Source organism: Brucella sp. TWI432, assembly GCF_039674445.1.
Lineage (GTDB): Bacteria > Pseudomonadota > Alphaproteobacteria > Rhizobiales > Rhizobiaceae > Brucella > Brucella chromiisoli.
The window spans coordinates 76,888-103,191 of record NZ_JBDJNL010000013.1; the positions used below are offsets into that span (position 1 = coordinate 76,888).

Below are 26,304 nucleotides of genomic sequence, written 5' to 3' on the forward strand. Positions count from 1 at the left end.
TGTAATTTGTCTTTTTTTCTCTAGTTTTCCGTCAGCATAGGAACAGGAAGATGAATGAGATGGATAAAGTGACCACCACCCCAGCCAGCCATTCTGTAAAACAACCCAAAGTTGGTGTTTTACTGGTTAATCTCGGCACGCCGGACGGTACAAGTTATGCGCCGATGCGCCGTTATCTGGCCGAGTTCCTTTCGGACCGCCGTGTTATCGAGTGGCCTCGCATTTTTTGGTATCCTATCCTTTACGGGATTGTGCTCAGTGTGCGCCCGAAGCGTTCAGGCAAACTTTATGAACGCATCTGGAATTATGAAAAAAACGAGTCGCCGCTGCGCACATTCACGCGTGCCCAGGGCGAAAAACTCGCCATTGCCCTCAAAGATCATCCAAATGTGATTGTCGACTGGGCTATGCGCTATGGCCAGCCTTCAATTGAGGAAGTGACGGATCGCCTGCTCAAGCAGGGCTGCGAACGCATCGTTATGTTTCCGCTCTATCCGCAATATTCAGCAACCACCACTGCCACGGTGAATGATAAATTCTTCGAAGTGCTGATGAAAAAGCGCTTTATGCCAGCAGTGCGCACAATCCCTTCCTATGAAGTGGAGCCGGTCTATATTGAGGCGCTTGCGCAGTCGATTGAAAAGCATCTGGCAACGCTTGATTTCAAGCCGGAAGTCATCCTTGCCTCCTATCATGGCATTCCAAAAAGCTATTCCGACAAGGGCGACCCTTACCGCTCGCAATGCCTTGAAACCTCAAGGCTTTTGCGCGCACGCCTCGGCATGGACGACAAACAGTTCCGCTCCACGTTCCAGTCACGCTTTGGTCCCGAAGAGTGGCTACAGCCATACACTGACGAAACCGTTGAAGAACTGGCAAAGCAGGGCGTAAAATCAGTAGCCGTGCTCAATCCCGGCTTTGTGGTAGACTGTCTGGAAACCGTGGATGAGATCGGCCATGAAGCGGCCGAAGCTTTCCATGAGGCCGGCGGAGAAAATTTCAGCCACATACCGTGCCTTAACGATACCGAAGAAGGTATGAACGTTATCGAGACACTCGTGCGGCGCGAGTTGCAGGGCTGGGTTTAATTTAGGGGATTACATATGACTGGTTTTGACATCACGCTGCTGATTTTGGCGGCCCTTGTTCTTGCAACACTGTTCGCCGGCATCAAGACTGTACCGCAGGGCTACAATTACACAGTCGAGCGCTTTGGCCGCTACACACGCACATTGATGCCGGGCCTCAATCTCATTGTACCCTTTTTCGATCGTATTGGCGCGCGTCTCAACATGATGGAACAGGTGCTTGACGTTCCTACCCAGGAGGTCATCACCCGCGACAATGCCATTGTCGGTGTCGATGGCGTGGCCTTCTATCAGGTGCTCAACGCCGCACAGGCCGCCTATCAGGTTTCAAATCTGCAATATGCGATCCTTAACCTGACCATGACCAATATCCGCTCTGTCATGGGGTCGATGGATCTTGACGAGTTGCTTTCCAACCGTGATGCGATCAATGATCGCCTGTTGCGCATCGTTGATGAAGCTGCACATCCTTGGGGTCTGAAAATGACCCGCGTGGAAATCAAGGACATCAATCCGCCGCAAGACATTGTGACCTCGATGGCACGCCAGATGAAAGCCGAACGCGACAAGCGTGCACAGGTGCTGGAAGCCGAAGGCGACCGCAATGCGCAGATTTTGCGCGCTGAAGGTCAAAAACAGTCGCAGATTCTGGAAGCCGAAGGCAAGCTTGAGGCTGCAAAGCGCGAAGCTGAGGCGCGTGAGCGTCTGGCGGAAGCGGAGGCACGGGCGACCACGCTTGTTTCCGATGCTGTTTCGAGCGGCAATGTTCAAGCGCTCAACTACTTCGTCGCACAGAAATACACCGAGGCACTCGGCAATATCGCAAGCGCCAAGAACCAGAAAGTGGTTCTCATGCCGCTTGAAGCAAGCTCGGTGATCGGCTCGCTGGCTGGCATCGGTGCGATTGCCAAGGAAGTGTTTGGCGATGGCAGCAGGCCGGTTGATCCGGTTCCCACCGCACCTTCGCCGCGCTCGCGCAGCGTTCCCACCACGCGCAGTTAGTCAGGCAGGGCGTCATGATCATCCATTTCCTGTCGCAACTGGGGCTGTGGGGCTGGTTCGTCGCCGGACTCGTCCTGCTCATTCTGGAAATTATGGCGCCCGGTATTTTCTTTATCTGGTTTGGTCTTGCCGCGCTTGTGACCGGCATCTTTGCTTTTCTGCTCGGCTCACTCGTGGGCTTTGGCTGGCAATTGCAAACCGTGCTGTTTCTGGTTCTGGCGGTGGTTTTCGTGCTCGTTGGGCGTCGCGTTTTCGGTTTCAGCGGTCGTCAGGATGAGCCATTGCTCAATCGCCGCGGCGATCAGCTCGTCGGCCAACGTGCGACCCTGACAGAGCCAATTGTCAACGGCCGCGGTCGTATGCGCATCAATGACACGACATGGCGTATCAAAGGCCCCGATTTACCGGCTGGAACCGAGGTGCACATCGTCTCATTTGATCCGGTCACACTTGAAATGGAAGTGGCTGCATAGCGGCCACTTCTCTTCTTTACGCAACACCAATACGAAGCAGATCGTGGAAGTGCACAAGGCCGATTGGCCGACTGTCTTCGACAACAATTAACGCGCCGATATGTTTCTCATTGATGAGGCTGAGCGCAGCGCTTGCCAGCATATTCTGGTCAACGGTTTTGGGCGTGCGTGTCATGATGTCATCAACGGTCAGCTCTGAAAGATTGCGGCTCAGATTGCGTGAAATATCGCCGTCAGTGATAATACCCGCAAGTTGTCCATCGTGCTCAACAACGATCACACAACCAAAGCTCTTATGGGCCTGAACCTTCATGGCATCCGGCATCAATGTGCCCACTGTGACCAGCGGCAGACGGTCACCCTTATGCATGATTTCCCGAACATGGACGAGACTCGCACCGAGCGAACCGCCCGGATGGAAGGTTTTGAAGTCTGTCGGCGTGAAACCACGGGCCTCGAGAAGAGCAATCGCCAATGCGTCACCAATGGCAAGCTGCATCATGGTTGATGTCGTCGGTGCAAGGCCGTGCGGACAAGCTTCCTGTGCCTTTGGCAAAAGCAGAACAACATTGGCCGCGCGTCCAAGCGCCGACTCCTCGCCTGCCGTAATTGCAATCAGCGGGATACGAAAGCGCTGTGAATAATTGACAATGCCCTTAAGTTCGGCCGTTTCGCCCGACCATGAAATCGCAAGGATAACATCATCCGTACCAATCATGCCAAGGTCGCCGTGATTGGCTTCCGCCGAATGCACGAAGAATGCAGAGGTGCCGGTTGATGCGAAAGTCGCCGCAAGTTTGGAGCCAATGTGCCCGCTCTTGCCCACACCGGTTACAACAAGACGGCCTTTAGAACCGACAATCGTTCGCACGGCTTCTGCAAACGGTGCAGAAAGGCCATTGTCGAGCGCTTTTTCCAGCGCCACGAGACCCGCGTTTTCGGTTCTGATCGTGCGCAAAGCGGAGGCGATCAAATCCTCCGCAGGCGCGGTATTTTGTGTCGTATCAAGCTTTGTCATGACGCCAACGGTTAGCGCCTTCAAAGCTGCTTGTCCAAGCATTTGTTGCCGCACAATAGAGCCACGCAGAAAGCAAATCTCAATAAAGAATTAACCATGAACGTTTACCGTTCGCTTACCACGTTGCAACGAGTTGAAGACATTATGCTTTTTGCCAAATCCACACAGGGCGGCTTATCGCCTTTTGCCAGCAGGTTAACACGCCTGTTGCTGGCAGGCTGTGTTTTGGCAATCAGCAATTCGGTGGCGTTTTCGCAGGATACCCAACTCCGTGGCATTCTTGATGACGACAATCTGTCTGTCGTATCACCCGATCAGGCAACCCTCCGCGATGGTGATGCGTTTGATCCGAATGCGTCCGCTTCGGATGACATTGCAAACGAATCTTATACACCACCCGCCGAGCCACAGGCGCCCAAACCTAAACTGGGGACGCCCGTGGCTGAGGAAGAGCCGCAGCGCTTTCTTGCCACCGACAATATGCCCGTGGGTGCGGTTACAATTGAAGAGCAGGACAGCACCGGACGCGTCCGCCGTGAGAACTTGCCCGCTATGCCTGAACAGGGCCGGCGTTTGCCGCACGAGGCCGATCCGTTTGCGCCCGTGGGCATCCGCACAGGCAATTTCATACTGCGCCCTTCGCTTGAACAAGGGATTCGCGCCACCTCCAATGGAGACAATAGCTCAACCGGTTCAAGTGCTGTTCTGTCCGAAACAACGCTCCGTCTGAAGGCTGAATCAGACTGGTCCCGTCATCAGGCAACGCTTGATGCCTCGGGCACCATGAGCAAATCCATTTCCGGGCAGGATGTTTCAGAGCCGCGCGTCGATGTTCGGGGCAATCTGCGTTTCGATCTAAGCAATGAAACAACTGTGAATGCGGGCGCAGGTTATAAATTGCGCCGTGAAAGCGCATCCAGCCCCAACGGCGTCACAGATGCTTTGAAGCGTCCGCTGGTACACACGATTAACGGCAGTCTGGGCATTGAGCGCGACACCGGACTGATTTTTGGTCGTGCAACAGGCCGCGTCGAGCATGAAACTTATGGCGATGCAGAACTTTCTTCCGGCGGCACCGTCAGCCAAAATGATCGCGACAACACCTATTCCAGCGTAACATTGCGCGGTGGTTTTGCCATTTCGCCCGCACTTAAGCCCTTTGCTGAGATTGAGCTGGGCAAGCGTATTTTTGATGAGCGTATAGACAGCAACGGCTATGAGCGCAGCGGATCACAATATGCCTTGCGCGGCGGCCTGATGTTTGATCGCGGCGAAAAGTTCAATGGCGAAATTTCGGCAGGCTATATGCACGCCAACAGCGATGATTCCCGTCTTGGCAGCATCAGCGGCCCATCGCTTGCAGCGAGCATCCAATGGTCGCCACTGCGCGGCACCGATGTGCAGCTTTTTGCACAAACCTTGGTCGACACCTCCACGACGCCCGGCGTTTCCGGTGCGCTTCTGCATCTTGCAAGCCTCGAGGTGACGCGGCACGTGCGCTCAAACCTGAGCTTCAACGGCAAGCTCGATCTGAATGTCCGCGACAACAAGGATGGCACAGGAACAGATTACACAATCGGCGCACAGATTGGTGCGACCTATTGGATTAACCGCTTTGTCGGCATTGATGCACGTCTGCGACATGAGTTTCAAACCAGTCAGGTTTCCTATCGCGAATATCACGCCAACAGTGTTTATGTCGGCATGAAAGTGCAGCGATAAAGCGCATGTAAAGCCCTCCGCTGCGAGGCCCTCGCATGAATTTATAGCAGCATAAAAAACCCCGCCTTCATTGCTGAAAGCGGGGTTGATTGATTCTGCCGACGGCTCAGCCTATTCCGGCTGAATGGTCTTGAGCAGATCGGCAATCGAAACTTCGACCGTTGGGCGGATATCCTTGCGCCAAAGTGCAAAAGCCACATTTGCTTCGATAAAGCCTGACTTGGAACCACAGTCAAACGTCCTGCCGTGATAATCAAAGCCATAGAATTTCTGCGCATCGGCAAGCTTGAGCATGGCATCGGTCAGCTGGATTTCATTGCCGGCACCTTTTTCCTGCTTGCTCAGCAGCTCAAAGATTTCTGGCTGAAGAATATAGCGGCCATTGATATAAAGATTGGAAGGTGCCGTTCCCTTGGCTGGCTTTTCAACCATCTGGTTGATTTCAAAGCCACTGCCGATGGCATTGCCCTTGCCGACGATGCCGTATTTGTGCGCTTCGTCAGGATCACATTCCTGCACGGCAATCACATTGCCACCGGTCTGCTCATAAAGCTCGACCATTTCCTTGAGGCAGCCTTTCTTCGACTGCATGACCATATCTGGCAGTAACAATGCAAAAGGCTCGTCGCCAACCAGTTCGCGCGCACACCAGACCGCATGTCCAAGGCCAAGTGGAACCTGCTGGCGGGTAAAGCTGGTGGTGCCTGGCTGCGGCTGCAATTCCTGCAGATGCTCAAGCTCCGCTTTCTTGCCGCGCTCGGCAAGCGTGGAATAAAGCTCAACCTGCGCGTCGAAATAATCTTCGATGACAGCCTTGTTGCGTCCGGTGACAAAAATCAGATGTTCGATACCGGCTTCGCGAGCCTCATCCACCACATACTGGATCACGGGCTTGTCGACGACGGTGAGCATTTCCTTGGGGATGGACTTGGTCGCTGGAAGAAAGCGGGTGCCGAGACCGGCGACTGGAAAAACTGCCTTACGGATTTTGCGGATCGAACTCATTCGTCTCCTCGATTTGTTAAAAACAACAGGGCGCTATCAAAGCATTGAAACCACTGCATTTCAATTAGGGCGCTTTCATTAAGAAAGGACGAAATTCCGCCTTTTTCCTTATCACATTCAATAACCCGGCCTTAATGTTACTTGATTCAAATATTTTACAAAATTTCCGACAATTTCTTTGGTGTAAGCTCGATGGTAAACCAAATGCTAACCCGAAGGCTTTAATTTTAGCGTTACGAGAGTCGGCCCCAAATTCAACACTGGATAGTATTATCAACTTAATGCAATCTGAATGACACAGGCTCGGCAGGAAAGGCAACTCGCCGTTCAACACGGCAGCAATATGATTGCAGAAGGGAAACACAGAATGCTGCGATTTCCATTCACTCTGGGACGAGGAATGCGCGCCAGGATTACGGCAACCGTTGCGGTTGCAATGCTTGCGTCTGCGCTGACAACAGGCAGCGCTTTCGCCGATGCCAATTTCAGAAAATGGGTTTCTGGTTTCCGCACCACCGCGGTTCAGAGCGGCGTATCGCCGTCGATCTTCGACCGCGCGTTCAGAGGCGTCGATTCACCTGATCCCGAAGTGCTGCGCAACGCCCGCTTTCAGCCCGAATTCAACGAACCTGTCTGGAGCTATATCGACAACCGCGTGAATGAGCATTCCGTGGCTGTGGGCCAGAGCATGGCGAAAAAATGGGGTCCGTGGCTTCAGCGCATCGAACAGCGTTTCTCGGTTGATCGCAACATCCTGCTTGCTATCTGGTCAATGGAAAGCAATTACGGTGAAATTCTCAAGCGCGACGATGTGATGATGGATACGATCCGCTCACTGGCAACGCTTGCCTATGCCGATCAGCGTCGAGCCAAATTTGCCCGCACGCAGCTGATCGCCGCGATGAAAATTCTCCAGACAGGCGATATTGATCGCGGCCACCTGACCGGCTCATGGGCTGGTGCAATGGGTCACACGCAGTTCATTCCGACCAGCTATCAGGCCTATGCAGTTGATATTGATGGCAATGGCAAGCGTGACATTTGGAATTCAGTTCCCGATGCGCTTGGCACCGCTGCCAATCTTTTACATCGCAATGGCTGGCAGCCGGGGCGTACCTGGGGCTATGAAGTCGTGCTTCCGGCAGGGCGCAAATTCCCATCCGGCTCTCTCAGCGCCGCTGAATGGCAGAGGCTTGGCGTCGTTCGCGCCAATGGCCGCCCCTTCCCCGATGCCAATGAAAAAGTCACGTTGAAGGTCCCCGATGGCCGTCAGGGTCCAGCCTTCCTGATGGGCAAGAACTTCTTCGTCATCAAGCGCTATAACAATGCTGATAAATATGCGCTGGCCGTTGGCCTGCTCGCGGATCGTATCGGCGGTTATCAAGGCCTTCGCCAGGACTGGAACCGTCCTTTCACGCCAATCACCATGAACGAGCGTGAAGAATTGCAGACGCATCTCAAGGCGCTCGGCTATTACGATGGCAAGATTGACGGTAAAATCGGCTCAACATCGCGCAAAGCGATTGAAGCTTTCCAGCAGCGCAATGGCCTACAGCCAGACGGACATCCAAGCGCTGAAGTGCTTTCGGTTCTCCGCCGCCGCTAAAAGCCGCGTTAAAGCAAGGGAGCGTACATTGGTGTACGCTCCTTTTTCTTTCTGGCAAAGGACGCTACTATTCCGCAAGCAGGAAGGTAAGGCCCATGCAGCCACAACGGTTCAAATATTCGATTGGCAACATCGTGGCGACGCTGTTCATTGCCTTTTCGATGGTGCTGACAGCCCTTTCTCATGCATCGGCACAGGAACGCCCACGCACGATTTTCGACCTGCTGTTTGGATCAAAAAAGGCACAGCCCCAGCAACAAATTGAACAGCCCAAACCCAAGCGCACGCGTCCGGTAAAACCGAAGCGAGCGCCGAAGCCTTCAAGTTCCGCAACCCGCCCTGCCCCAGCGCCTGCACCTCAGCCTGAAGTGAATTTCGTCGAAAAAAAGCCCGATGCTAAAAGAGTCCTCGTGGTTGGTGACTTTATCGCTAATGGTCTTGCAGAAGGGCTTGATGTGGCCTTTGCAGACGATCCAGACATACGGATTGTAACGCGTATCAATGGCTCCTCCGGCTTTGTGCGCGACGACCATTTCGACTGGCCCGCCAATATCGGCACCATTCTCGAAGAAGAAAAGCCCGATGCGGTGGTCGCCATGATCGGCTCAAACGACCGACAGGCAATCACAACGAAAGGCCAGAATCTTGCCCCGCGCTCACCCGAGTGGACAGCGGAATATCAAAGCCGCCTTTCCAGTTTCACAAAGCAGATCACAGAAAAGAACTATCCGCTGATCTGGGTCGGACAACCGCCGTTTCGCCCCCGTGGCATGTCGCAGGATATGCTTGCCCTCAATGAGATCTATCGCACCACCTCCGAAAGGGCTGGCGGAAAATTTATCGACGTATGGGATGGCTTCGTGGATGAGGATGGCAATTTTAGCCAGACCGGCTTCGACATTAATGGCCAAACGGCGCGTTTGCGCAGCAATGATGGTATCAACACCACCACGGCAGGCAAGCGCAAGCTCGCTTTCTATGCAGAGAAACCTCTCAAAGCGCTGTTCGGTGACAATCGCGACAATCAGCAATTGCTGCCAACTGCGGAAAAACAAGACCCTTCCAAGCCGGTCGATCGCATCGCGCCGGTGAGTCTGCGCGATATCGACCATGACAAAAGCGGTATCTTGCTGGGAGGAACGCTGACCCCTCACAAGACGAATAAAGAAAAGTCGGCAAAAGAACAAAAATCCATGCCGGGAAGAGCCGATGATTTTTCGTGGCCGCGCACTAGCGTAAATCCCTGATTACGCAACTTATTTAATGCCTATCAAAAAGGAATATTGCTGAAAAGCCGTGAAATATACGGTACTTCTAAGCCTAAATGTTGAATTTCACAGAGTTCACTTTTGAGACGGCCTCGTTTATCACAAATGCACGCGGCCTGACAAAACGTTGGGCGCATGCGTCTATATTGCATAAGAGGCATCTGAATGAATATTGCATCGAAGCCTCCCGTTGAGAACAACCGGGAGGAGGAACCCCATCTTGCACGCAACCTGTCCAACCGACATCTCCAGCTGATCGCCATTGGCGGTGCGATCGGCACGGGCCTTTTCATGGGGTCAGGGAAGACGATCTCGCTCGCCGGACCATCTATTCTGCTGGTTTATGCAATCATCGGCTTCATGCTGTTTTTCGTGATGCGTGCACTGGGTGAAATCCTTCTGTCCAATCTCGAATATCGTTCATTCGCTGATTTCGCAGGCGATTATCTCGGCCCATGGGCACAGTTCTTCACCGGCTGGACCTACTGGCTCTGCTGGATTGTAACCGGCATTGCAGATGTTGTGGCCGTCTCGGGCTATGTCTCGTTCTGGTATCCCGATCTGGCTCTGTGGATTCCCGCACTTGGCCTAATTGGTGTCTTGCTGCTGCTGAACCTGCCAAATGTGCGCAACTTCGGTGAAATCGAGTTCTGGTTTGCGCTGATCAAGATCGTGGCAATCGTCGCCCTTATTTTGGCAGGCGCCTATATGCTGATCACGAATTTCACGCTGCCGAACGGCACGCAGGCTTCGGTCACGCATCTCTGGGCCAATGGCGGCTTCTTCCCAAAAGGTTTCTTTGGCTTTGTGGCAGGCTTCCAGATTGCGGTTTTCGCTTTCGTGGGTATCGAGCTTGTTGGTACAGCTGCCGCTGAAACCGAGAACCCAATGCGCAACCTGCCAAAGGCCATCAACTCGATTCCGATCCGTGTTGTGCTTTTCTACGTCGGTGCGCTGTTCGTGATTATCACAGTTATTCCATGGGATCAGGTTGATCCAGGCTCAAGCCCGTTTGTGGCTATGTTCTCGCTGGCCGGCCTTGGCATTGCCGCCCATGTTGTGAACTTCGTGGTGCTGACATCTGCAACATCGAGCGCCAATTCCGGCATCTATTCGACATCGCGTATGATCTATGGTCTTGCAACATCGCGTCTCGCCCCGCAGACGCTCGGCAAGCTGAACAGCCGTAAAGTGCCCGTGAATGCGCTATTCTTCTCCTGCATCTTCCTTCTTGCAGGCGTTGTGCTACTTTATGCAGGCCAGAGCATCATCGAAGCCTTTACCATCGTCACGACGATTTCAGCGCTTCTCTTCATCTTCATCTGGTCAATTATTCTGGCTTCTTATCTTCAGTATCGCCGCAAGCGTCCTGATCTGCATGAAAAGTCAACATTCAAAATGCCGGGCGGCCGCGCTGCCGTTGCCATGGTCTTTGCCTTCTTTGCCTTCATTCTCTGGGCGCTGGCACAGGAACCGGATACGGCGGTTGCTCTGAAAATAACACCTGTTTGGTTTGTGCTCTTGGGCATAATCTATCTGGTAATTCGCAAAAACCGCCAGAAGAGCTAACACAAAGATAAAAAAGCCCGGCTTCAAGCCGGGCTTTTCATTGGAATGCGGTTCGAATTAACGCGGTAAAACTGACGACCCCATCAAATCCGCATCGATTGCATGAGCGGCCTGACGGCCTTCACGTATGGCCCAGACAACCAGCGACTGGCCGCGGCGCACATCGCCTGCTGCATAGAACTTATCGACATTGGTGCGATAATCGCGCGTGTTAGCTTTCACAGAGGTTCCGCCGCGACGATCCGTTGCGATTTCGAGCTTGTCTCCAAGTTCCTTGAGCACACTGTTTTCAGCCGGACCAAAGAAGCCAATGGCGATGAAAGCAAGATCAGCCTTGATGAAGAACTCGGAGCCCTCAATCGGCTTGCGCTTTTCATCAACCTGACAGCACTTCACATGAGTGAGCTTGCCATCTTCGCCGATAAATTCGAGCGTTGCCACCTGAAACTCGCGATTAGCACCTTCAGCCTGACTGGAAGATGTGCGCATCTTGGTTGCCCAATAAGGCCAGACGCTGAGCTTGTCTTCTCGTTCAGGCGGCTGCGGACGAATATCAAGCTGCGTGACATTGACCGCGCCCTGACGGAAAGCCGTACCAACGCAGTCGGACGCCGTATCACCACCGCCGACGACGACGATATGCTTGCCTCCGGCTAGGATCGGCGCTTCGTGCCAGGCGACCGATTCAATATTTTCGCGGCCAACGCGACGGTTCTGCTGCACGAGATAAGGCATGGCATCATGCACGCCTTCAAGGTCTGCACCCGGAATACCAGCTGGACGCGGCTTTTCCGAACCGCCCGAATAAAGCACGGCGTCATAGGTATCGAGCAGACCGCGCAGCGGCTTGTCGACACCAATATTCACGCCGCAAAGAAAGCGGACGCCTTCGCCTTCCATCTGCGCAACGCGACGGTCGATCAGGTGCTTTTCCATCTTGAAGTCGGGAATGCCATAGCGCAGCAAACCACCCGGACGGCTTTCGCGTTCATAGACATCGACCATGTGACCTGCGCGTGCAAGCTGCTGTGCAGCCGCAAGGCCTGCCGGGCCAGAACCGATAATCGCCACCGACTTGCCGGTCTTCTGCGCTGCTGGCTGCGGCACGATATAGCCAAGCTCATAGGCCTTGTCGCCCAGTGCCTGTTCAACCGTCTTGATCGCAACAGGCGCGTCTTCAAGGTTTAATGTGCAGGCTTCCTCGCAAGGTGCCGGACAAACGCGACCTGTGAATTCCGGGAAGTTGTTGGTCAGATGCAGGTTGCGGATCGCCTGATCCCAGTTGTTGTTATAGACGAGATCGTTCCAGTCCGGGATCTGGTTGTGAACAGGACAACCCGTGTCACCATGGCAGAATGGAATGCCGCAATCCATGCAGCGTGCCGCCTGCTTTTGCACCTCACCATCCGTCATCGGCAGCGTGAATTCACGGAAGTGACGAATACGATCCGACGCAGGCTGATACTTTGCTACCTGCCGGTCGATCTCAAGAAAACCAGTAACCTTACCCATTATTCCATGCTCCTCTCACAATGCCGTGCGCCATTTCAGGCGCACAAGCACCGCGTCGTGATTTTGACTTTTACTCAGCTGCAACGCCGATCTGCATACGCTCCATCTCTTCCAGAGCGCGGCGATATTCGACCGGCATGACCTTCACGAATTTCGGGCGATAGCTCTCCCAATTATCGAGAATGTCCTTGGCACGCGTGGAACCAGTGTAATGCAGATGGTTGGCAATCAGCTGCACCAGACGTTCTTCGTCGTGGCGCGTCATGTTTGCCGATACATCGACACGGCCCTTGTGCATCAGATCGCCACCGTGATGATGCAGCTTTTCAAGCATGTCATCTTCTTCCGGCACCGGTTCCAGCTCGACCATCGCCATGTTGCAGCGCCGTGCGAAATCACCTTCTTCGTCAAGCACATAGGCGACACCGCCTGACATGCCCGCCGCAAAGTTACGGCCAGTCTGACCGATAACGACAACCACGCCACCCGTCATATATTCGCAGCCGTGATCACCCACGCCTTCGACAACCGTGACCGCGCCCGAGTTACGCACGGCGAAACGCTCGCCAGCCACACCGCGGAAATAGCACTCGCCTTCAAGCGCTCCGTAAAGCACGGTATTGCCTGCGATGATCGAGTTTTCAGCCACGATCCGCGTGTCTTCCGGTGGACGTATGACAATGCGACCACCCGAAAGACCCTTGCCGATGTAGTCGTTGCCATCACCAATGAGTTCAAACGAGATACCGCGGGCAAGGAACGCACCGAAAGACTGGCCAGCCGTACCGCGCAGGGTAACGGCAATGGTGTCTTCTGGCAGACCCTTATGACGGAAGCGCTTGGCCACTTCGCCCGAAAGCATTGCACCTGCCGAACGGTCGACGTTCTTGATGGCGACATCAATCTTGACCGGCGTCTTGTTTTCCAGCGCTGGCATGGCTTCGGCAATCAACTGGCGATCCAGAACATCTTCAATCGGATGATGCTGACGCTCGGTCCAGAAGATTTCGTGCTTCTCGGCTTCCGGCTTGTAGAAGATACGGCTGAAGTCGAGGCCTTTGGCCTTCCAGTGATCAATCATGGTCTGCTTTTCGAGCAGTTCCGTTTCGCCGATGATCTGTTCAAGCTTGGTAAAGCCCATTTCTGCCAGCAATGCGCGCACTTCTTCTGCGAGATAGAAGAAGAAGTTAATCACATGTTCGGGCGTGCCCTTGAAGCGCTTGCGCAGAACAGGGTCCTGTGTGGCAACACCCACAGGGCAGGTGTTGAGATGGCACTTGCGCATCATGATGCAGCCAGCGGCAATCAGCGGAGCGGTCGAGAACCCGAATTCGTCGGCACCAAGCAGCGCCCCGATGATGACATCACGACCAGTGCGAAGACCACCATCAACCTGCAGCGCAATGCGCGAACGAAGACCATTGAGCACCAGCGTCTGGTGGGTTTCGGCAAGGCCGATTTCCCATGGCGAACCGGCATGCTTGAGCGATGTCAGCGGCGATGCACCGGTGCCACCATCATAGCCCGAAATGGTGATGTGATCGGCGCGCGCCTTGGCTACACCGGCCGCAACCGTACCGACACCCACTTCCGACACCAGCTTGACCGAGATATCGGCGGTTGGGTTGACGTTTTTGAGATCATAGATCAGCTGCGCCAGATCTTCGATCGAATAAATGTCATGGTGTGGCGGAGGCGAAATGAGGCCAACGCCGGGCGTCGAGTGACGCGTCTTGGCAATGGTTGCATCAACTTTATGGCCCGGAAGCTGACCGCCCTCACCCGGCTTTGCACCCTGCGCAACCTTGATCTGGATAAGATCGGAGTTGACCAGATATTCGGTCGTCACACCGAAGCGGCCCGATGCCACCTGCTTGATCGCAGAGCGTTCAGGGTTTGGCGTACCATCCGGCAGAGGATAGAAACGATCCGGCTCCTCACCGCCCTCACCCGTGTTCGACTTGCCGCCAATGGCGTTCATCGCACGTGCAAGCGTCGTATGGGCTTCACGCGAGATCGAGCCAAACGACATCGCACCCGTCGAGAAGCGCTTGACGATGTCGGCTGCGGACTCAACCTCTTCGATGGCGACCGGCTTGCGGCCACTTGCTTCTGCAAAACGAATATCGAACAGGCCGCGAATGGTCTTTGCCTGTGCCGCCTTCGAGTCGAGCATGGACGTGTATTCTGTGAACGTATCCGGGTTCGAGGTGCGCACAGCGTGCTGCAATTTCGCAACCGCATCCGGCGACCAGAGATGCGCTTCGCCGCGCATACGGTAGGCATATTCGCCACCGACTTCGAGTGCTGTCAGCAGAACCGGGTCGTTGCCGAACGCATCGGTGTGACGACGCCCGGTTTCTTCCGCAATCTGTTCAAGACCAACGCCTTCGATGCTCGTTGCTGTGCCAAAGAAGAACTGATCGACAAAGCTCGTCTGCAAGCCAACAGCATCGAAAATCTGCGCACCGCAATAGGACTGATAGGTCGAAATGCCCATCTTGGACATGACTTTGAGAATGCCCTTGCCAATCGACTTGATGTAGCGCTTGACCACTTCATGTTCATCGACTTCGGGCGGGAACTCGCGGCGGCGATGCATGTCGAGCAACGTATCAAAGGCGAGATACGGATTGATTGCTTCCGCGCCATAACCGGCAAGACAAGCGAAGTGATGCACTTCGCGCGGTTCACCCGATTCAACAACCAGACCGACCGAAGTCCGCAGACCCTTGCGGATCAGGTGATGGTGGACAGCAGCCGTTGCCAAGAGCGCCGGGATCGGAATGCGATCCGGCCCAACCTGACGGTCCGACAGGATAACGATGTTATAGCCGCCATGAACCGCTGCTTCCGCACGGTCGCACAGACGCTCAATCGCACCATGCATACCCGCCGCGCCTTCACCGACATTATAGGTAATATCGAGCGTCTTGGTGTCAAAACGGTCTTCCGTGTGACCAATGGAACGGATTTTTTCGAGATCGCCATTGGTCAGGATCGGCTGACGCACTTCCAGACGCTTGCGGCGCGAGGTGCCAACCAGGTCAAAAATGTTCGGGCGCGGACCGATGAAAGAGACAAGGCTCATCACCAGTTCTTCACGGATCGGATCAATCGGCGGGTTGGTGACCTGCGCGAAGTTCTGCTTGAAATAGGTGTAGAGCAGCTTCGACTTGTCGGACATGGCCGAAATCGGCGTATCCGTCCCCATCGAACCGATGGCTTCCTGACCGGTGGTGGCCATTGGCGACATCAAAAGTTTGGTATCTTCCTGCGTGTAACCGAAGGACTGCTGACGGTCGAGGAGACTCACATCTTTGCGCAGCGCACGTGGTTCGACCGGGTTCAAGTCTTCCAGAATGAGCTGCGTGTTTGCCAACCACTGCTTATAGGGATGCTTCTGCGCGATCTGCGACTTGATTTCCTCATCTGAAACGATACGGCCTTCTTCCATATCGATAAGCAGCATACGACCCGGCTGAAGACGCCACTTCTTGACGACCTTTTTTTCCTCGACAGGCAAAACGCCCGCTTCGGAAGCCAGAATGACGAAATCATCGTCTGTCACAAGATAACGGGCCGGACGCAGACCGTTACGGTCGAGCGTTGCACCAATCTGCCGACCATCAGTAAAGGCAACGGCGGCAGGACCATCCCATGGCTCCATGAGAGCTGCATGATATTCGTAGAACGCACGGCGCTCTTCCGACATCAGCTTGTTGCCCGACCATGCTTCCGGGATCAGCATCATCATCGCATGTGCGAGGCTGTAGCCACCCTGATGCAGGAATTCGAGCGCGTTATCGAAACAGGCCGTATCCGACTGGCCTTCATAAGAGATCGGCCAGAGCTTGGAAATGTCGTTGCCGAACAGCTCCGAATCCACAGATGCCTGACGGGCAGCCATCCAGTTGACGTTGCCGCGCAGCGTGTTGATTTCGCCGTTATGGGCGACCATGCGATAAGGATGGGCCAGACGCCATGACGGAAAAGTGTTGGTTGAAAAGCGCTGATGAACGAGCGCCACAGCACTTTCAAAACGCGGATCTTTCAGATCGTTGTAATAGGCACCCACCTGATAGGCCAGGAACATGCCCTTATAAACGACGGTGCGCGCCGACATGGAGACAATATAGAAGCCCTTATCGTCGCCGTCGTTTTCTTGATAAATGCGATTGGAAATGACCTTGCGCAGCACGAACAGGCGGCGCTCAAATTCATCGTCGCTTTCAATGATTGCGCTACGGCCGATGAAAACCTGAACGTGGAAAGGTTCAGTCGCGGCAATTTCAGGGGCTTTGGACAGCGAAGAATTATCAACCGGCACCTGACGGAACCCGATGAAGGTTTGACCTTCCGAGCCAATCACTTCCTTGACGACTTCTTCAATATGCGCACGCAATTCAGCGTCGCGCGGCATGAACAGATAGCCGACAGCATAATGGCCGGGCTGCGGCAGATCGATACCCTGACGCGCCAATTCTTCACGAAAGAAGCGATCTGGAATCTGCACCAGAATGCCTGCACCATCCCCCATCAGAGGGTCGGCGCCAACGGCTCCGCGATGGGTGAGGTTTTCAAGCATCTTGAGGCCGTTTTCGACGACCTGATGCGACTTCTGGCCCTTCATATGCGCAATAAAGCCAACGCCACAGGCGTCACGTTCATTGCGCGGATCATAGAGGCCTTGGGCGGGCGGTGTACCCGCCGAAGTTCGCATTTTTCGGGTGGCATTGGTGGAATTGGTCGCAGCTTTGACCGTTCCGTTCTGACCGTTGTGTAAATCCACATGCGATACAGATGGCGTCAAATGCGGCATCGTCATTTCCTCCAAAGAGCGCACAACCCTGCGCGCGTTACGATAATGAACCGGAACGACTATTCGTTCCGCAACTGATTACGAGGCGCGTCTGATCCGAAAACCGTTTCACGTTTTTCGGCATACGCTTTAGTTTAGATGTATGGGAGCCTTGTCGAAAAGGCGTTGGACGACGTTCCGGGGGCGTACGGTCAAAGCCGCCGCGGGGGAATATTGTTTAAGCGCCTTAGTCTTTCAGGCTCGGACAAGCGACCTCAGCCCGCCAGAATGGCGCACCAAACTCCCCTGTCTTAATTGAATGCCGCTACCGCCGGTTTGTCCGATTGCACGACACTCTCTTTCTGCGACAAGAAAATGTCCCAGCGAGACACCAGCCTATCACAGTGTTGAATTGGACAGCGCCGAACAATTAGTCAGCATTGCTGTCCTAATTACGTATGACAGAATTCAAATTCGCTCACAAGATGGAAACTTGATTTTTTTGAGCTTATTGCGAAACAAAATGTCGCAGAAACGTGTTCGACAAACATTTAGTTGCGCAAAAGACTGATTGCGTCAGTTTGGCGCGCCTCGCTGCACGCAGTAAAAGCTTCTAAAAGTGGCAGCGGCCGGCTGCTTTTTCGCGCATACTGGTCTTACGCCGGTAAACCGTTGCGTCTATATACCTCCCATAGATGATCATATTGTGAGCGGAGAACAACGTGCATTTTGCTTCCGACAATTGGGCTGGTGCCCATCCGAAGATCGCTGAAAGCCTTTCGCTGCATGCCAATGGTTTTGCTGCTGCCTATGGTGCAAGCGAAATCGACAAACGCGTGGAGCAGCGTTTCAACGAGTTGTTCGAACGCGAAGTCGCGGTATTCTTTGTCGGTACAGGCACTGCGGCCAACTCTTTGGCCCTCGCCAGCGTCAACCGTCCCGGTGGCGTTTCTCTCGTGCATCGCGAAGCGCATGTGATCGAAGATGAATGCGGTGCGCCGGAATATTTCACCGGCGGCGCGCGCCTGCATCCGATTGATGGCGCCATGGGCCGTATTGATCCTGAATTGCTCAAGCGCGAACTCAAGCGTTTCAATCCGGCTTTTGTCCATGCCGGTCAACCGATGGCAGTCAGCATCACACAGGCTACAGAAGTCGGCACGCTTTATCAGCCTGAACATATTGCGACGATCTCAAAAATTTGCCGCGATGCGGGTCTGCCGCTGCATATGGACGGTGCACGTTTTGCCAACGCTCTTGTGTCGCTGGATATGACGCCTGCCGAAATGACATGGAAACAGGGCGTCGACATCGTATCCTTTGGCGGCACCAAAAATGGTTGCTGGTGTGCGGAAGCGCTTGTCTTCATGGACCCTGCCCGCGCACGCGACCTGCCTTTCATCCGCAAACGCGCAGCCCAGCTTTTCTCAAAGACGCGCTTCATCGCAGCGCAGTTTGATGCCTATCTTGCAGATGATCTCTGGATCGAACTCGCGAAGCACTCAAATGCGCTTTCTGCGCGCCTTGCCCGTCATATCGATGCATCCAGTCAGATGCGTCTTGCATGGAAGCCGGAAGCCAATGAAGTTTTCGCGATCATGAAACAGTCGGTCTATGATCGCCTGCGGGAAGCTGGCGCAATTTTCTACGACTGGAATCCACCACATTCTGAAGTCAACCGCATCAGTGAAGGCGAGATTTTCGCGCGTTTCGTGACAAGCTTTGCCAATACAGAAGAAGAAGTCGATCAGTTCGGCAAGCTGATTGCTTAACAATGAAAAAGCGGCGCACATGGCGCCGCTTTCCTTATAGATGAATATCAGCAGAGTTTAGTGAGCGGTTTTCGTCTCAATCTGCTGCGTATCGCCGACTGGCGCTTTGCTGACTTCGATCTTGCGCGGCTTCATCTGTTCGGGAATTTCGCGCTTAAGATCAATATGGAGCAAGCCGTTCTTAAGGCTTGCACCGGCTACTTCAACAAAGTCTGCAAGCTGGAAGCGGCGTTCGAAAGCACGCGAAGCAATGCCGCGATAAAGCACTTCACTGGTTTCAGACGCATCGTCCTCAGCCTTTTGACCCTTGACGGTCAACTGATTGCGATGGGCTTCAATTTCAAGTTCGCTTTCCGAAAAGCCTGCAACGGCCATGGTGATGCGATAGGTGTTCTCACCGGTCCGCTCAATATTATAGGGCGGATAAGACTGCGAACCTTCTGGCGATGCGAGTGTATCGAGCATCGAAGAGAAGAGACGGTCAAAACCAACGGTGGAACGATAGAGTGGCGAAAAATCAACGTGACGCATGTGTAAGCCCTCCTTAAGAGCGACAAAGATGCACTATATTGGCGGCAGAACTCCCATTCTGGCGAATTCTTTGTGCCGGCGATCCCGTTATCGGCAACCGCAAAACTCATTTGGGAATGCTGCTTTTTTATTTCAAGAGCGATTTTTTCAGGCCGCGCAAAAAACCGACAATGCCTTTTCGTCAACAATTCGATAAAATTACACGGCTTATCACTTGCCGTAATAACTCCTGATCGGTTGGGAGCCGCAAATTGGGGTCTTTGCCACCCCATGAACCAAAAATGAACATCATCTTCGGCGAGCGTTCAGGTGCTTGGGGCTATCGTCCCACTATGCCTGCCGAGAGGCGGGTTTATCAAAGGATCACGGTTATGAAAAAAGCTCTTCTTGCTTTTGCCGCACTCGCCACCATCGCGACTGGAGTCGCGACAAAGTCCTACGCAGCCAATAATGGCCTGCTTATACAGACCCAGTACTATGACGATGATGGTTATCGTCCGCCGATGCCGCCCCGCGGCGGACCGCGTCCCGGTTGGGATGGTCCAGACAGAGGCCCAGGCCGCGGACCGGGCTGGGGCGATGAAGCCATGCGTCGCGAAATCATCAGTCCGCGCCGCATCGCCCGCTCGCTTGAACGCCGCGGTTATGATGTCGGCGATATACGCCGAGATCGCGGCGCCTATTTCGTTAAAGCCACGCGCCCCAACGGTCGCCGTGTCATCGTGGTGGTTGATGCGTTCAGCGGTCGCATTCTTGATGAGCGCCGCGCCGGGCGCGGCTGGTAAGGATCAAACATTTCAACCTGGGTAACGTCCCTTGCACAGGTTGTTTTCTGAACCGGAAGTCTGCGTTCAGGCTTCCGGTTACTTTTTGTAATAGTTTAGCCCGCTATAATGGTCTTAGAATATCGAACCTGGGCACACGAGTGAAATGCCAGATTTTCTTTTTGAGACCAACGCCAACCCCATACCGGCGGGCACACAATCTGGCATGTTCAAAACGCGGGACGGCAAGAGTCTGCGTTATGCACTGGTGAAATCACCGACAAAACCATCGCGTGGTACGATCGTTTTGCTACAAGGCCGCAACGAGTTTATCGAAAAATACTTCGAAACCATATCCGACCTGACAAACCGCGGCTTCCATGTCGCGACCTTCGACTGGCGCGGCCAAGGCGGATCGCACAGGCTGCTCAAAGACCGCTTTCGCGGCTATGTGGGCCGCTTTAGCGATTACACCAATGATCTTGATCAGTTTCTCACTGACATTGTTCTGCCAGACTGCCCACCACCCTTTTATATGTTGGCGCATTCAGCAGGTGCACTGATTGCCTATGCGTCGATCCCAAAGCTTGCATCACGCATAACCCGGATTGTGCTTTGTGCACCCTTGATGGGACTTGGCGGATCGCAATCAAGCGATGACAAGATGCGCCGCATCACCATTGCCTTGCGCATGATCGGCTTTGGCAGGCTTTATGCCGCAGCAGGGCGCAAAATGATGAACCGGCCTTTTGCGAATAACCCGCTGACCAGTGATCCCGCGCGTTTCATGCGCAATATGGAAGTTGTCCGTAGCCATGCCGATCTGGCGCTTGGCGGCCCGACCATACGCTGGATTGCAGGCGCGCTTGAAACCGCATCGCGCATCAACCGACCAGATTTTTATCAGGGACCGGCTGTCCCTGTTCTGATTATTGCAGCCGGTAATGATCGGGTGGTTTCCACACCGGCGATTGAGCGCTTTGCAGCACGCACGCGCAATATTTCGCTCGTGGTCGTCGATGGTGCCCGCCACGAGATACTTCAGGAGGCTGACTTCTATCGTGAGCAGGCTCTGGCTGCCTTTGATGCCTTCATTCCCGGCAATTCGGAAACAGAAATAGCAAGCACAGAGCCAACTCAACTCATTTAGCTGTTGATCAGCTCCAGTGCGGCCTGATGCAGCTCTATAGATGCGGCTGCAACAATATCGCCACCCTTTTCTGCCGGCCCCCCATCGCGCTGCGTGACAACACCGCCTGCCTGTTCAATGATCGGGATCAGCGCGACAATATCATAGGGCTGCAAGCCTGCTTCAACAACAATATCCGTGAAGCCGCCCGCAAGCATGGCGAAAGCATAGCAATCGACGCCATATCGCGACAGACGCACGGAATTTTCCAGTCGATCGAACCCTTTGCGCAATTCGCCTTTGAAGAGCGCAGGCGTGGTCGTGAACATGGTTGCATCTTCAAGAGTGGCCTGTGAGCGCGCAGCTAAACGCTGCTCGACGCCATCACGCACCAGATAAGACCCTTCACCGTCGCTATAAAATAACTCGCCCGTAAAAGGCTGAGACATCATGCCTGCCTTGGCATCGCCGTCGACAGTCAGACCTACAAGCGTTCCCCATACGGGCAAACCCGAAATGAAAGCACGGGTTCCATCAACAGGATCGATAACCCAGACATGGCTGCGATCAATATTTTCGGGCCCGTATTCTTCACCGAGAATGCCGTGTTCTGGAAACTCGCGCCCGATCACTGCACGAATCGCACGCTCCGCTGAACGGTCGGCTTCCGTCACCGGATCAAATCCCGAAGTGTATTTATTATCGATCTCGTTGAACCTGCGAAACCTTGGCAAGGTTTCAGCTGCCGCCGCCGCTGCGACCTCGGAAAAAAATGCCCTGTCGATCAGCAATTCCAATCTCCCATTTCCATAACGTGATGCATTCCTATGCAATCCATACCAACAATGCACATAATTTGAGCAAAATAGATTTAGCCCAAAAATTATGCGTAATTTCTTGACCTATCAGGCTTTTCAGCATAACTTAAAGGTCAGACAGGCTGTCCTGTCGGTGCCTTTCGGGGCATTTCCTCCCTAGTCTTTGGCCGCGCCTTCTTCATTGGGGCGCGGCTCTTTTTATCTACGATACTTTTGGAGTTTCCAGCGTCTTTGGCAGCCCTATTCCGCTGCGAGTGACGGCATGACCAGAAGCTCATCCGGCAAAGATGTCAGGTCACTCAGAAACTGATAGAGATCAGCGCAAAGTGCGTCAAAGCCAACAAGCTTCTGTAAGCTCTGCTCGTTCATATAGAGGCTGCGGTTGATTTCGATCTGCAGGGCAAAGCACGACTGGGCAGGCCGACCATAATGTTCCGTGATAAAGCCGCCCGCATAGGGCTTGTTATGGGCAACCGTATAGCCAAGCCCCTGAAGAAGTTCCATCGCAGCCTGCGTCAGCTGCTCACTGCATGAACGGCCAAAACGATCCCCAATAATGAAATCAGGACGGTCACTTAGTTCGCCCACGCGCGTACCGCCCGGCATGGAATGGCAATCTATCAGCACAGAATAGCCAAAACGCTCATGGGTGGACTTCAGCAGATCATCGAGTGCGCGGTGATAGGGCTTATAAATATCTTCGATGCGATAAAAAGCTTCCCGCAGCGATATACGACCCGAATAAATGGACTGCCCCTCGCCAACCAGACGCGGCACTGTTCCCAAACCGCCTGCCACGCGTGCAGACTGGCTGTTGACGAAGGGCGGCAGCGGCTCAATGAACATGCGCGGATCAAGCTCATAGGGCTCGCGGTTTACATCGAGAAACGCCCGCGGAAAATGTGCTTTAAGCAAAGGCGCGCCCAAGCGCGGCACCGTCGCAAAAAGTTCATCCACATAGCAGTCTTCCGAATAGCGAATTGCCAGCGGGTCGAGACGCGTCTCTTCAAGGAATGAGAGCGGATAGGCGCGGCCGCTATGGGGGGAATTGAAAACAAAGGGAATGCGCTGCTGCGCAGGCGCGCAAAGCTCAAAAGGGGGGATCAGATGAAAATCGCGTTCCAGACTCATACGTCAACCCGTTTCGATTGCCTTGTGACAGCGCGCCACCTGATCAATTTGCACCAAAAGTAGCACCTTATTCTAGTCCGGCCCGATGCAATATCCAAATTTTAAGCCACCACCTTTCCTCCTATTGGCTGGCCTCTTAAATCGTGCAAAGCTGTAACACATAACAGCATGTTGCCAAACAGTGGCCATAACAATTAACATTTGCGCGAGCATTCATTTCATATTTACCAAAAGCGCGTTTTCTAGTGTGCAAAATGAGTCGTTATCTTCGCTGCACCTTGCGAACGGACGACATGAAATTCGGACGGACCAATGAAAAGAATTCTGCTAGCTGAAGACGATAATGATATGCGTCGCTTCCTCGTGAAAGCACTGGAAAAAGCAGGCTATCACGTCACCCATTTCGACAATGGCGCAAGCGCCTATGAAAGACTGCGCGAAGAACCGTTTTCGCTGCTGCTCACTGATATTGTCATGCCGGAAATGGACGGTATTGAGCTCGCGCGCCGTGCGACGGAAATCGACCCGGATCTCAAGATCATGTTCATCACCGGCTTCGCTGCCGTTGCATTGAACCCCGATTCGGACGCTCCGCGCGACGCAAAAGTGCTTTCCAAGCCATTCCATCTGCGCGATCTGGTGAACGAAATCGAAAAGATGCTGATCGCTGCCTAAACCAAACCATTCCAACGCAGGAACCGGTTTTTACAAGCAATGCGCCTGTTTGTGCGTCCATACGGACGCACAATGCTTTTGAGTTGCCTGTGGCATTCCTGGCATACGATAAACTATTCACGAAAAAGACAAAAAACTTCAAAAAGAGCATTGACGGGCGCAACGCGATATGGTGTATGCGCCACATCGAATGGGCGTATAGCTCAGCGGGAGAGCACTACATTGACATTGTAGGGGTCACAGGTTCAATCCCTGTTACGCCCACCATTCGAACCCCTTGATAATCAAGGCTTTTATTCAAAACTCTAAACTTCCTGATTTGCTTCTTTTTGTTCGCTTGGGTGCACCTTGGGTGCAAATAGCGGTTTCAGTGTATGTTTTTGTAGTTTTTCTATGACCGCATCCGTCGCACGCATTGCGTCAGCCAGATATTCAGGATCAAACGCTTCATAGGCATCTGCGGTTCTGGCTTCGTCATGACCAAGCCAAACATCGCGCTGTTCCTTATCCACGCGCGGCTTTTCGCGGCGAACCATTGTCGCCATGAAATGACGAATTGTGGCCTGCGTGAACTGAGGTAGCTCGCAATATTCTGCGTGACGTTTGAATGTCCGTTTCATCGTCGTGACAGGCCGGCCATTCCACATCATTGGCGCGCCGATCGCGTCAGGTGATCTTTTCTCCGGCTCCGATTCTTCTTCGGCCTTCCATTTATCCAGCCATCCCTGCAGATTCTCTGTTAACCGTATCTTTGGCCGATATTTATTGGTTTGTCGGCGGCTAAGCGGATTAAGTTCAACCACCCCAAACCGCCGATTGACCCGCTCTGGCGTATCCCGAAAATCAATATTGGTTTCAGGTCGAGCCCATGTGTTGAGCGATAGGATCACGAAGCGAAAGAGATTCTCTTGCCGCTTTCCTATCTTATTGATGAAATGACCAAATTCTTCAAAGGTTGGAATCCAGTCACGTGGGCGAGGTTCAGGTAGGTTTAGAAGCTCGGCCACCATCTTCGCTTGGGTCACAACATCAGGCGCATTATCAAGCAGCTGTACTTCATGATCGTTGCCGAACTTATCTTTCACCACCAGAAGTTTCTTGCCGATCTGAAACGCAGCCGATGCCACCGACAGGTTACGAGCAATATAGGCCGGGCTGTGTCCGAACTTTTCGCGGCTCCACTGCATAAACTCACGCTGTCTGATAGGCCCGAATGAAGCCACGCTGGCGGTCGGAAGCATTTTTTCAGCCAGAAACTCTCTCAGTATAGAAATGGCATGAAATACCTGTGCGCCTGACGGTTTGGCTTTGGCACTGTTCTCATAATAATGATCAAGAGCAGCCAATATCATCACGCGCTCTGGTGAGCGTCCGGTTTCTGCCTGGAGTGTTCCGACGAGTTCGATAAGTTGGTCTTGCGCTTGGCTGAGAACTTTCGTGCCAAGTGATCGGCGAGCAACTTTTCGCTTTCGCTTGTTGTACCAGTAGGCATAGAGGTTATCGGAGTTGCTCTCGGTTCCAATCCAATAATCCCCGTACTCCCAGAGCCGTTCTGACATGTTATTTCCTTGTTCGACAAATAGGCGGCAACATCAGACGGATGGTAGAGCACCGCCCCCTTCTTGCCGGATACATACGTGATTTCGCCGTTCTGGCGCGCTCGGCGCAATTCCCTCGAACCAAGAAGGGCCGAGAACCGTTTGCAAATTTCGCCTTCTGACAACAACTCATCAAAGCGAGTAAGGGGAGTATTCTCAGCCATGTTTCGCCTCAACATTTGCAGTTATGAGAGATCGGATAGCCGCTGCACTCACCAAATGGGTGGCAATTTGTGCGCGAAGTGTCCTGTTTTTAACTGCGCAAGTCCGCTTCCTCGCAGCTTCATGCTCATGCCAGTCAGCGGCCTCATGCAGTGCATTGGCACGCACTTGGCAGCAAGCAATGGATTCCATTGCGTCCTTTGATATATGCATAAGCGCGGCGCATAGCGCAGCCTCTACCCGACCCCATGTCTGTTTAACCCAGACAGGATCTTCGGCTTCTGGAACAGCAAACATGTCGCCAAAAATAACTTTGCCTGCTGCTTCTATCGCTTTCTGATCAACCATAGTCACCCCTCACACCCGCATTGGCATCAGCACGAAAAGAGGCTTTTCGCCGCTGCCTGGGGTATCAGTTGGCGTGATTTTGCAGGGTGAGCCGGGATCACTGAGTTCAAAGGTCAGTTCCTTGGAATCGACCGCCTCAAGAATGTCGAGGCAGTAGCGGCCGTTAAACCCGATTTGGAAGTCGTCCGGCGCACTGCCGGTAATGTTGATGCTATCCTGTGCCTGGCCGTGGTCCGGGTTGTTTGTTTCAAGCTGCAATTCCACAGCCTTAAAGCAGAACTTCACGGCGCGCCCGCGCTCTGATGAAAGCGT

Annotated in this window: 20 protein-coding genes, 1 tRNA gene and 1 pseudogene; 12 read left to right on the forward strand and 10 right to left on the reverse strand. The window is 53.6% G+C overall.

Translation table 11 applies throughout. The features are described from left to right. Positions 1 to 50: 50 nt before the first annotated feature. From hemH to ABE527_RS16295, 3 genes are read left to right on the forward strand one after another with little or no spacing between them, the layout of a single operon-like run. Positions 51 to 1,088, forward strand: coding sequence for a ferrochelatase (gene hemH / locus ABE527_RS16285; protein ID WP_265986789.1), 1,038 nt, complete (start codon positions 51 to 53; stop codon positions 1,086 to 1,088). Between the two features lie 15 nt (positions 1,089 to 1,103). After that, complete coding sequence (locus ABE527_RS16290) at positions 1,104 to 2,090, forward strand: SPFH domain-containing protein (protein ID WP_499697568.1); 987 nt, start codon at positions 1,104 to 1,106, stop codon at positions 2,088 to 2,090. A 14-nt stretch (positions 2,091 to 2,104) separates the two neighbouring features. Continuing rightward, complete coding sequence (locus ABE527_RS16295) at positions 2,105 to 2,563, forward strand: NfeD family protein (RefSeq protein WP_396997340.1); 459 nt, start codon at positions 2,105 to 2,107, stop codon at positions 2,561 to 2,563. A 16-nt stretch (positions 2,564 to 2,579) separates the two neighbouring features. Here the strand turns inward: ABE527_RS16295 and ABE527_RS16300 are convergent, their stop codons facing one another. Continuing rightward, positions 2,580 to 3,581, reverse strand: coding sequence for a KpsF/GutQ family sugar-phosphate isomerase (locus ABE527_RS16300; RefSeq protein ID WP_499697585.1), 1,002 nt, complete (start codon positions 3,579 to 3,581; stop codon positions 2,580 to 2,582). A gap of 144 nt (positions 3,582 to 3,725) precedes the next feature. Between ABE527_RS16300 and ABE527_RS16305 the strand changes: the two genes are divergently transcribed. Beyond that, positions 3,726 to 5,303, forward strand: a complete 1,578-nt coding sequence (locus ABE527_RS16305; RefSeq protein ID WP_499697586.1) for an outer membrane beta-barrel protein — start codon at positions 3,726 to 3,728, stop codon at positions 5,301 to 5,303. A gap of 111 nt (positions 5,304 to 5,414) precedes the next feature. Here ABE527_RS16305 and galU read toward each other — a convergent pair whose 3' ends face one another. After that, positions 5,415 to 6,308 (reverse strand): UTP--glucose-1-phosphate uridylyltransferase GalU, encoded by an 894-nt coding sequence (gene galU / locus ABE527_RS16310; protein ID WP_499697570.1) that lies wholly within the window; start codon positions 6,306 to 6,308, stop codon positions 5,415 to 5,417. Between the two features lie 367 nt (positions 6,309 to 6,675). Between galU and ABE527_RS16315 the strand changes: the two genes are divergently transcribed. From ABE527_RS16315 to ABE527_RS16325, 3 genes are all read left to right on the forward strand, one after another. After that, positions 6,676 to 7,914 (forward strand): lytic murein transglycosylase, encoded by a 1,239-nt coding sequence (locus ABE527_RS16315; protein WP_499697571.1) that lies wholly within the window; start codon positions 6,676 to 6,678, stop codon positions 7,912 to 7,914. 95 nt (positions 7,915 to 8,009) lie between these two features. After that, positions 8,010 to 9,161: an SGNH/GDSL hydrolase family protein gene (locus ABE527_RS16320; RefSeq protein WP_499697573.1), complete on the forward strand. Its 1,152-nt coding sequence runs from the start codon at positions 8,010 to 8,012 to the stop codon at positions 9,159 to 9,161. 186 nt (positions 9,162 to 9,347) lie between these two features. After that, on the forward strand, positions 9,348 to 10,751 hold the full coding sequence (locus ABE527_RS16325; RefSeq protein ID WP_265986780.1) for an amino acid permease: 1,404 nt from the start codon (positions 9,348 to 9,350) through the stop codon (positions 10,749 to 10,751). Between the two features lie 57 nt (positions 10,752 to 10,808). Here the strand turns inward: ABE527_RS16325 and ABE527_RS16330 are convergent, their stop codons facing one another. Both ABE527_RS16330 and gltB read right to left on the reverse strand, forming a co-directional pair. Beyond that, positions 10,809 to 12,263: a glutamate synthase subunit beta gene (locus ABE527_RS16330; RefSeq protein ID WP_499697574.1), complete on the reverse strand. Its 1,455-nt coding sequence runs from the start codon at positions 12,261 to 12,263 to the stop codon at positions 10,809 to 10,811. 70 nt (positions 12,264 to 12,333) lie between these two features. Continuing rightward, entirely contained in the window at positions 12,334 to 17,085 is a 4,752-nt protein-coding gene (gltB, locus tag ABE527_RS16335; RefSeq protein ID WP_499697575.1) for a glutamate synthase large subunit, read from the reverse strand. A 701-nt stretch (positions 17,086 to 17,786) separates the two neighbouring features. Here gltB and ABE527_RS16340 point away from each other — a divergent pair. After that, on the forward strand, positions 17,787 to 18,836 hold the full coding sequence (locus ABE527_RS16340) for a threonine aldolase family protein (protein ID WP_499697576.1): 1,050 nt from the start codon (positions 17,787 to 17,789) through the stop codon (positions 18,834 to 18,836). 57 nt (positions 18,837 to 18,893) lie between these two features. Here the strand turns inward: ABE527_RS16340 and ABE527_RS16345 are convergent, their stop codons facing one another. Then, on the reverse strand, positions 18,894 to 19,367 hold the full coding sequence (locus ABE527_RS16345) for an Hsp20 family protein (protein ID WP_499697577.1): 474 nt from the start codon (positions 19,365 to 19,367) through the stop codon (positions 18,894 to 18,896). Between the two features lie 371 nt (positions 19,368 to 19,738). On the opposite strand from ABE527_RS16345, the gene ABE527_RS16350 reads away from it, so the two are divergent. Then, complete coding sequence (locus ABE527_RS16350; protein ID WP_265986773.1) at positions 19,739 to 20,152, forward strand: antifreeze protein; 414 nt, start codon at positions 19,739 to 19,741, stop codon at positions 20,150 to 20,152. A gap of 145 nt (positions 20,153 to 20,297) precedes the next feature. After that, a complete protein-coding gene (locus ABE527_RS16355) occupies positions 20,298 to 21,281 on the forward strand; it encodes an alpha/beta fold hydrolase (RefSeq protein WP_499697578.1) in 984 nt (327 codons plus the stop codon). On the opposite strand, the gene hisN is transcribed toward ABE527_RS16355, so the two are convergent. Together hisN and ABE527_RS16365 are read right to left on the reverse strand one after the other, a co-directional pair. Then, the gene (gene hisN / locus ABE527_RS16360) at positions 21,278 to 22,051 is read right to left on the reverse strand and encodes a histidinol-phosphatase (RefSeq protein ID WP_499697580.1); all 774 of its coding nucleotides are present in this window, start codon (positions 22,049 to 22,051) and stop codon (positions 21,278 to 21,280) included. The two genes, ABE527_RS16355 and hisN, sit on opposite strands and share 4 nt — an antisense overlap. Positions 22,052 to 22,318: 267 nt before the next feature. Further along, positions 22,319 to 23,209, reverse strand: a complete 891-nt coding sequence (locus ABE527_RS16365; RefSeq protein ID WP_499697581.1) for an N-formylglutamate amidohydrolase — start codon at positions 23,207 to 23,209, stop codon at positions 22,319 to 22,321. 312 nt (positions 23,210 to 23,521) lie between these two features. Between ABE527_RS16365 and cpdR the strand changes: the two genes are divergently transcribed. Continuing rightward, the gene (cpdR, locus tag ABE527_RS16370; RefSeq protein WP_007877205.1) at positions 23,522 to 23,884 is read left to right on the forward strand and encodes a cell cycle two-component system response regulator CpdR; all 363 of its coding nucleotides are present in this window, start codon (positions 23,522 to 23,524) and stop codon (positions 23,882 to 23,884) included. A gap of 192 nt (positions 23,885 to 24,076) precedes the next feature. After that, positions 24,077 to 24,151: transfer RNA gene (locus ABE527_RS16375), tRNA-Val, on the forward strand. A gap of 38 nt (positions 24,152 to 24,189) precedes the next feature. Here ABE527_RS16375 and ABE527_RS16380 read toward each other — a convergent pair. The 3 genes and pseudogenes from ABE527_RS16380 to ABE527_RS16390 form a co-directional block, all read right to left on the reverse strand. Continuing rightward, entirely contained in the window at positions 24,190 to 25,443 is a 1,254-nt protein-coding gene (locus tag ABE527_RS16380) for a site-specific integrase (RefSeq protein WP_499697582.1), read from the reverse strand. 195 nt (positions 25,444 to 25,638) lie between these two features. Next, entirely contained in the window at positions 25,639 to 25,992 is a 354-nt protein-coding gene (locus tag ABE527_RS16385) for a hypothetical protein (protein ID WP_499695020.1), read from the reverse strand. 9 nt (positions 25,993 to 26,001) lie between these two features. Further along, positions 26,002 to 26,304: pseudogene (locus ABE527_RS16390) on the reverse strand (DNA polymerase III subunit beta); the annotation flags it as partial.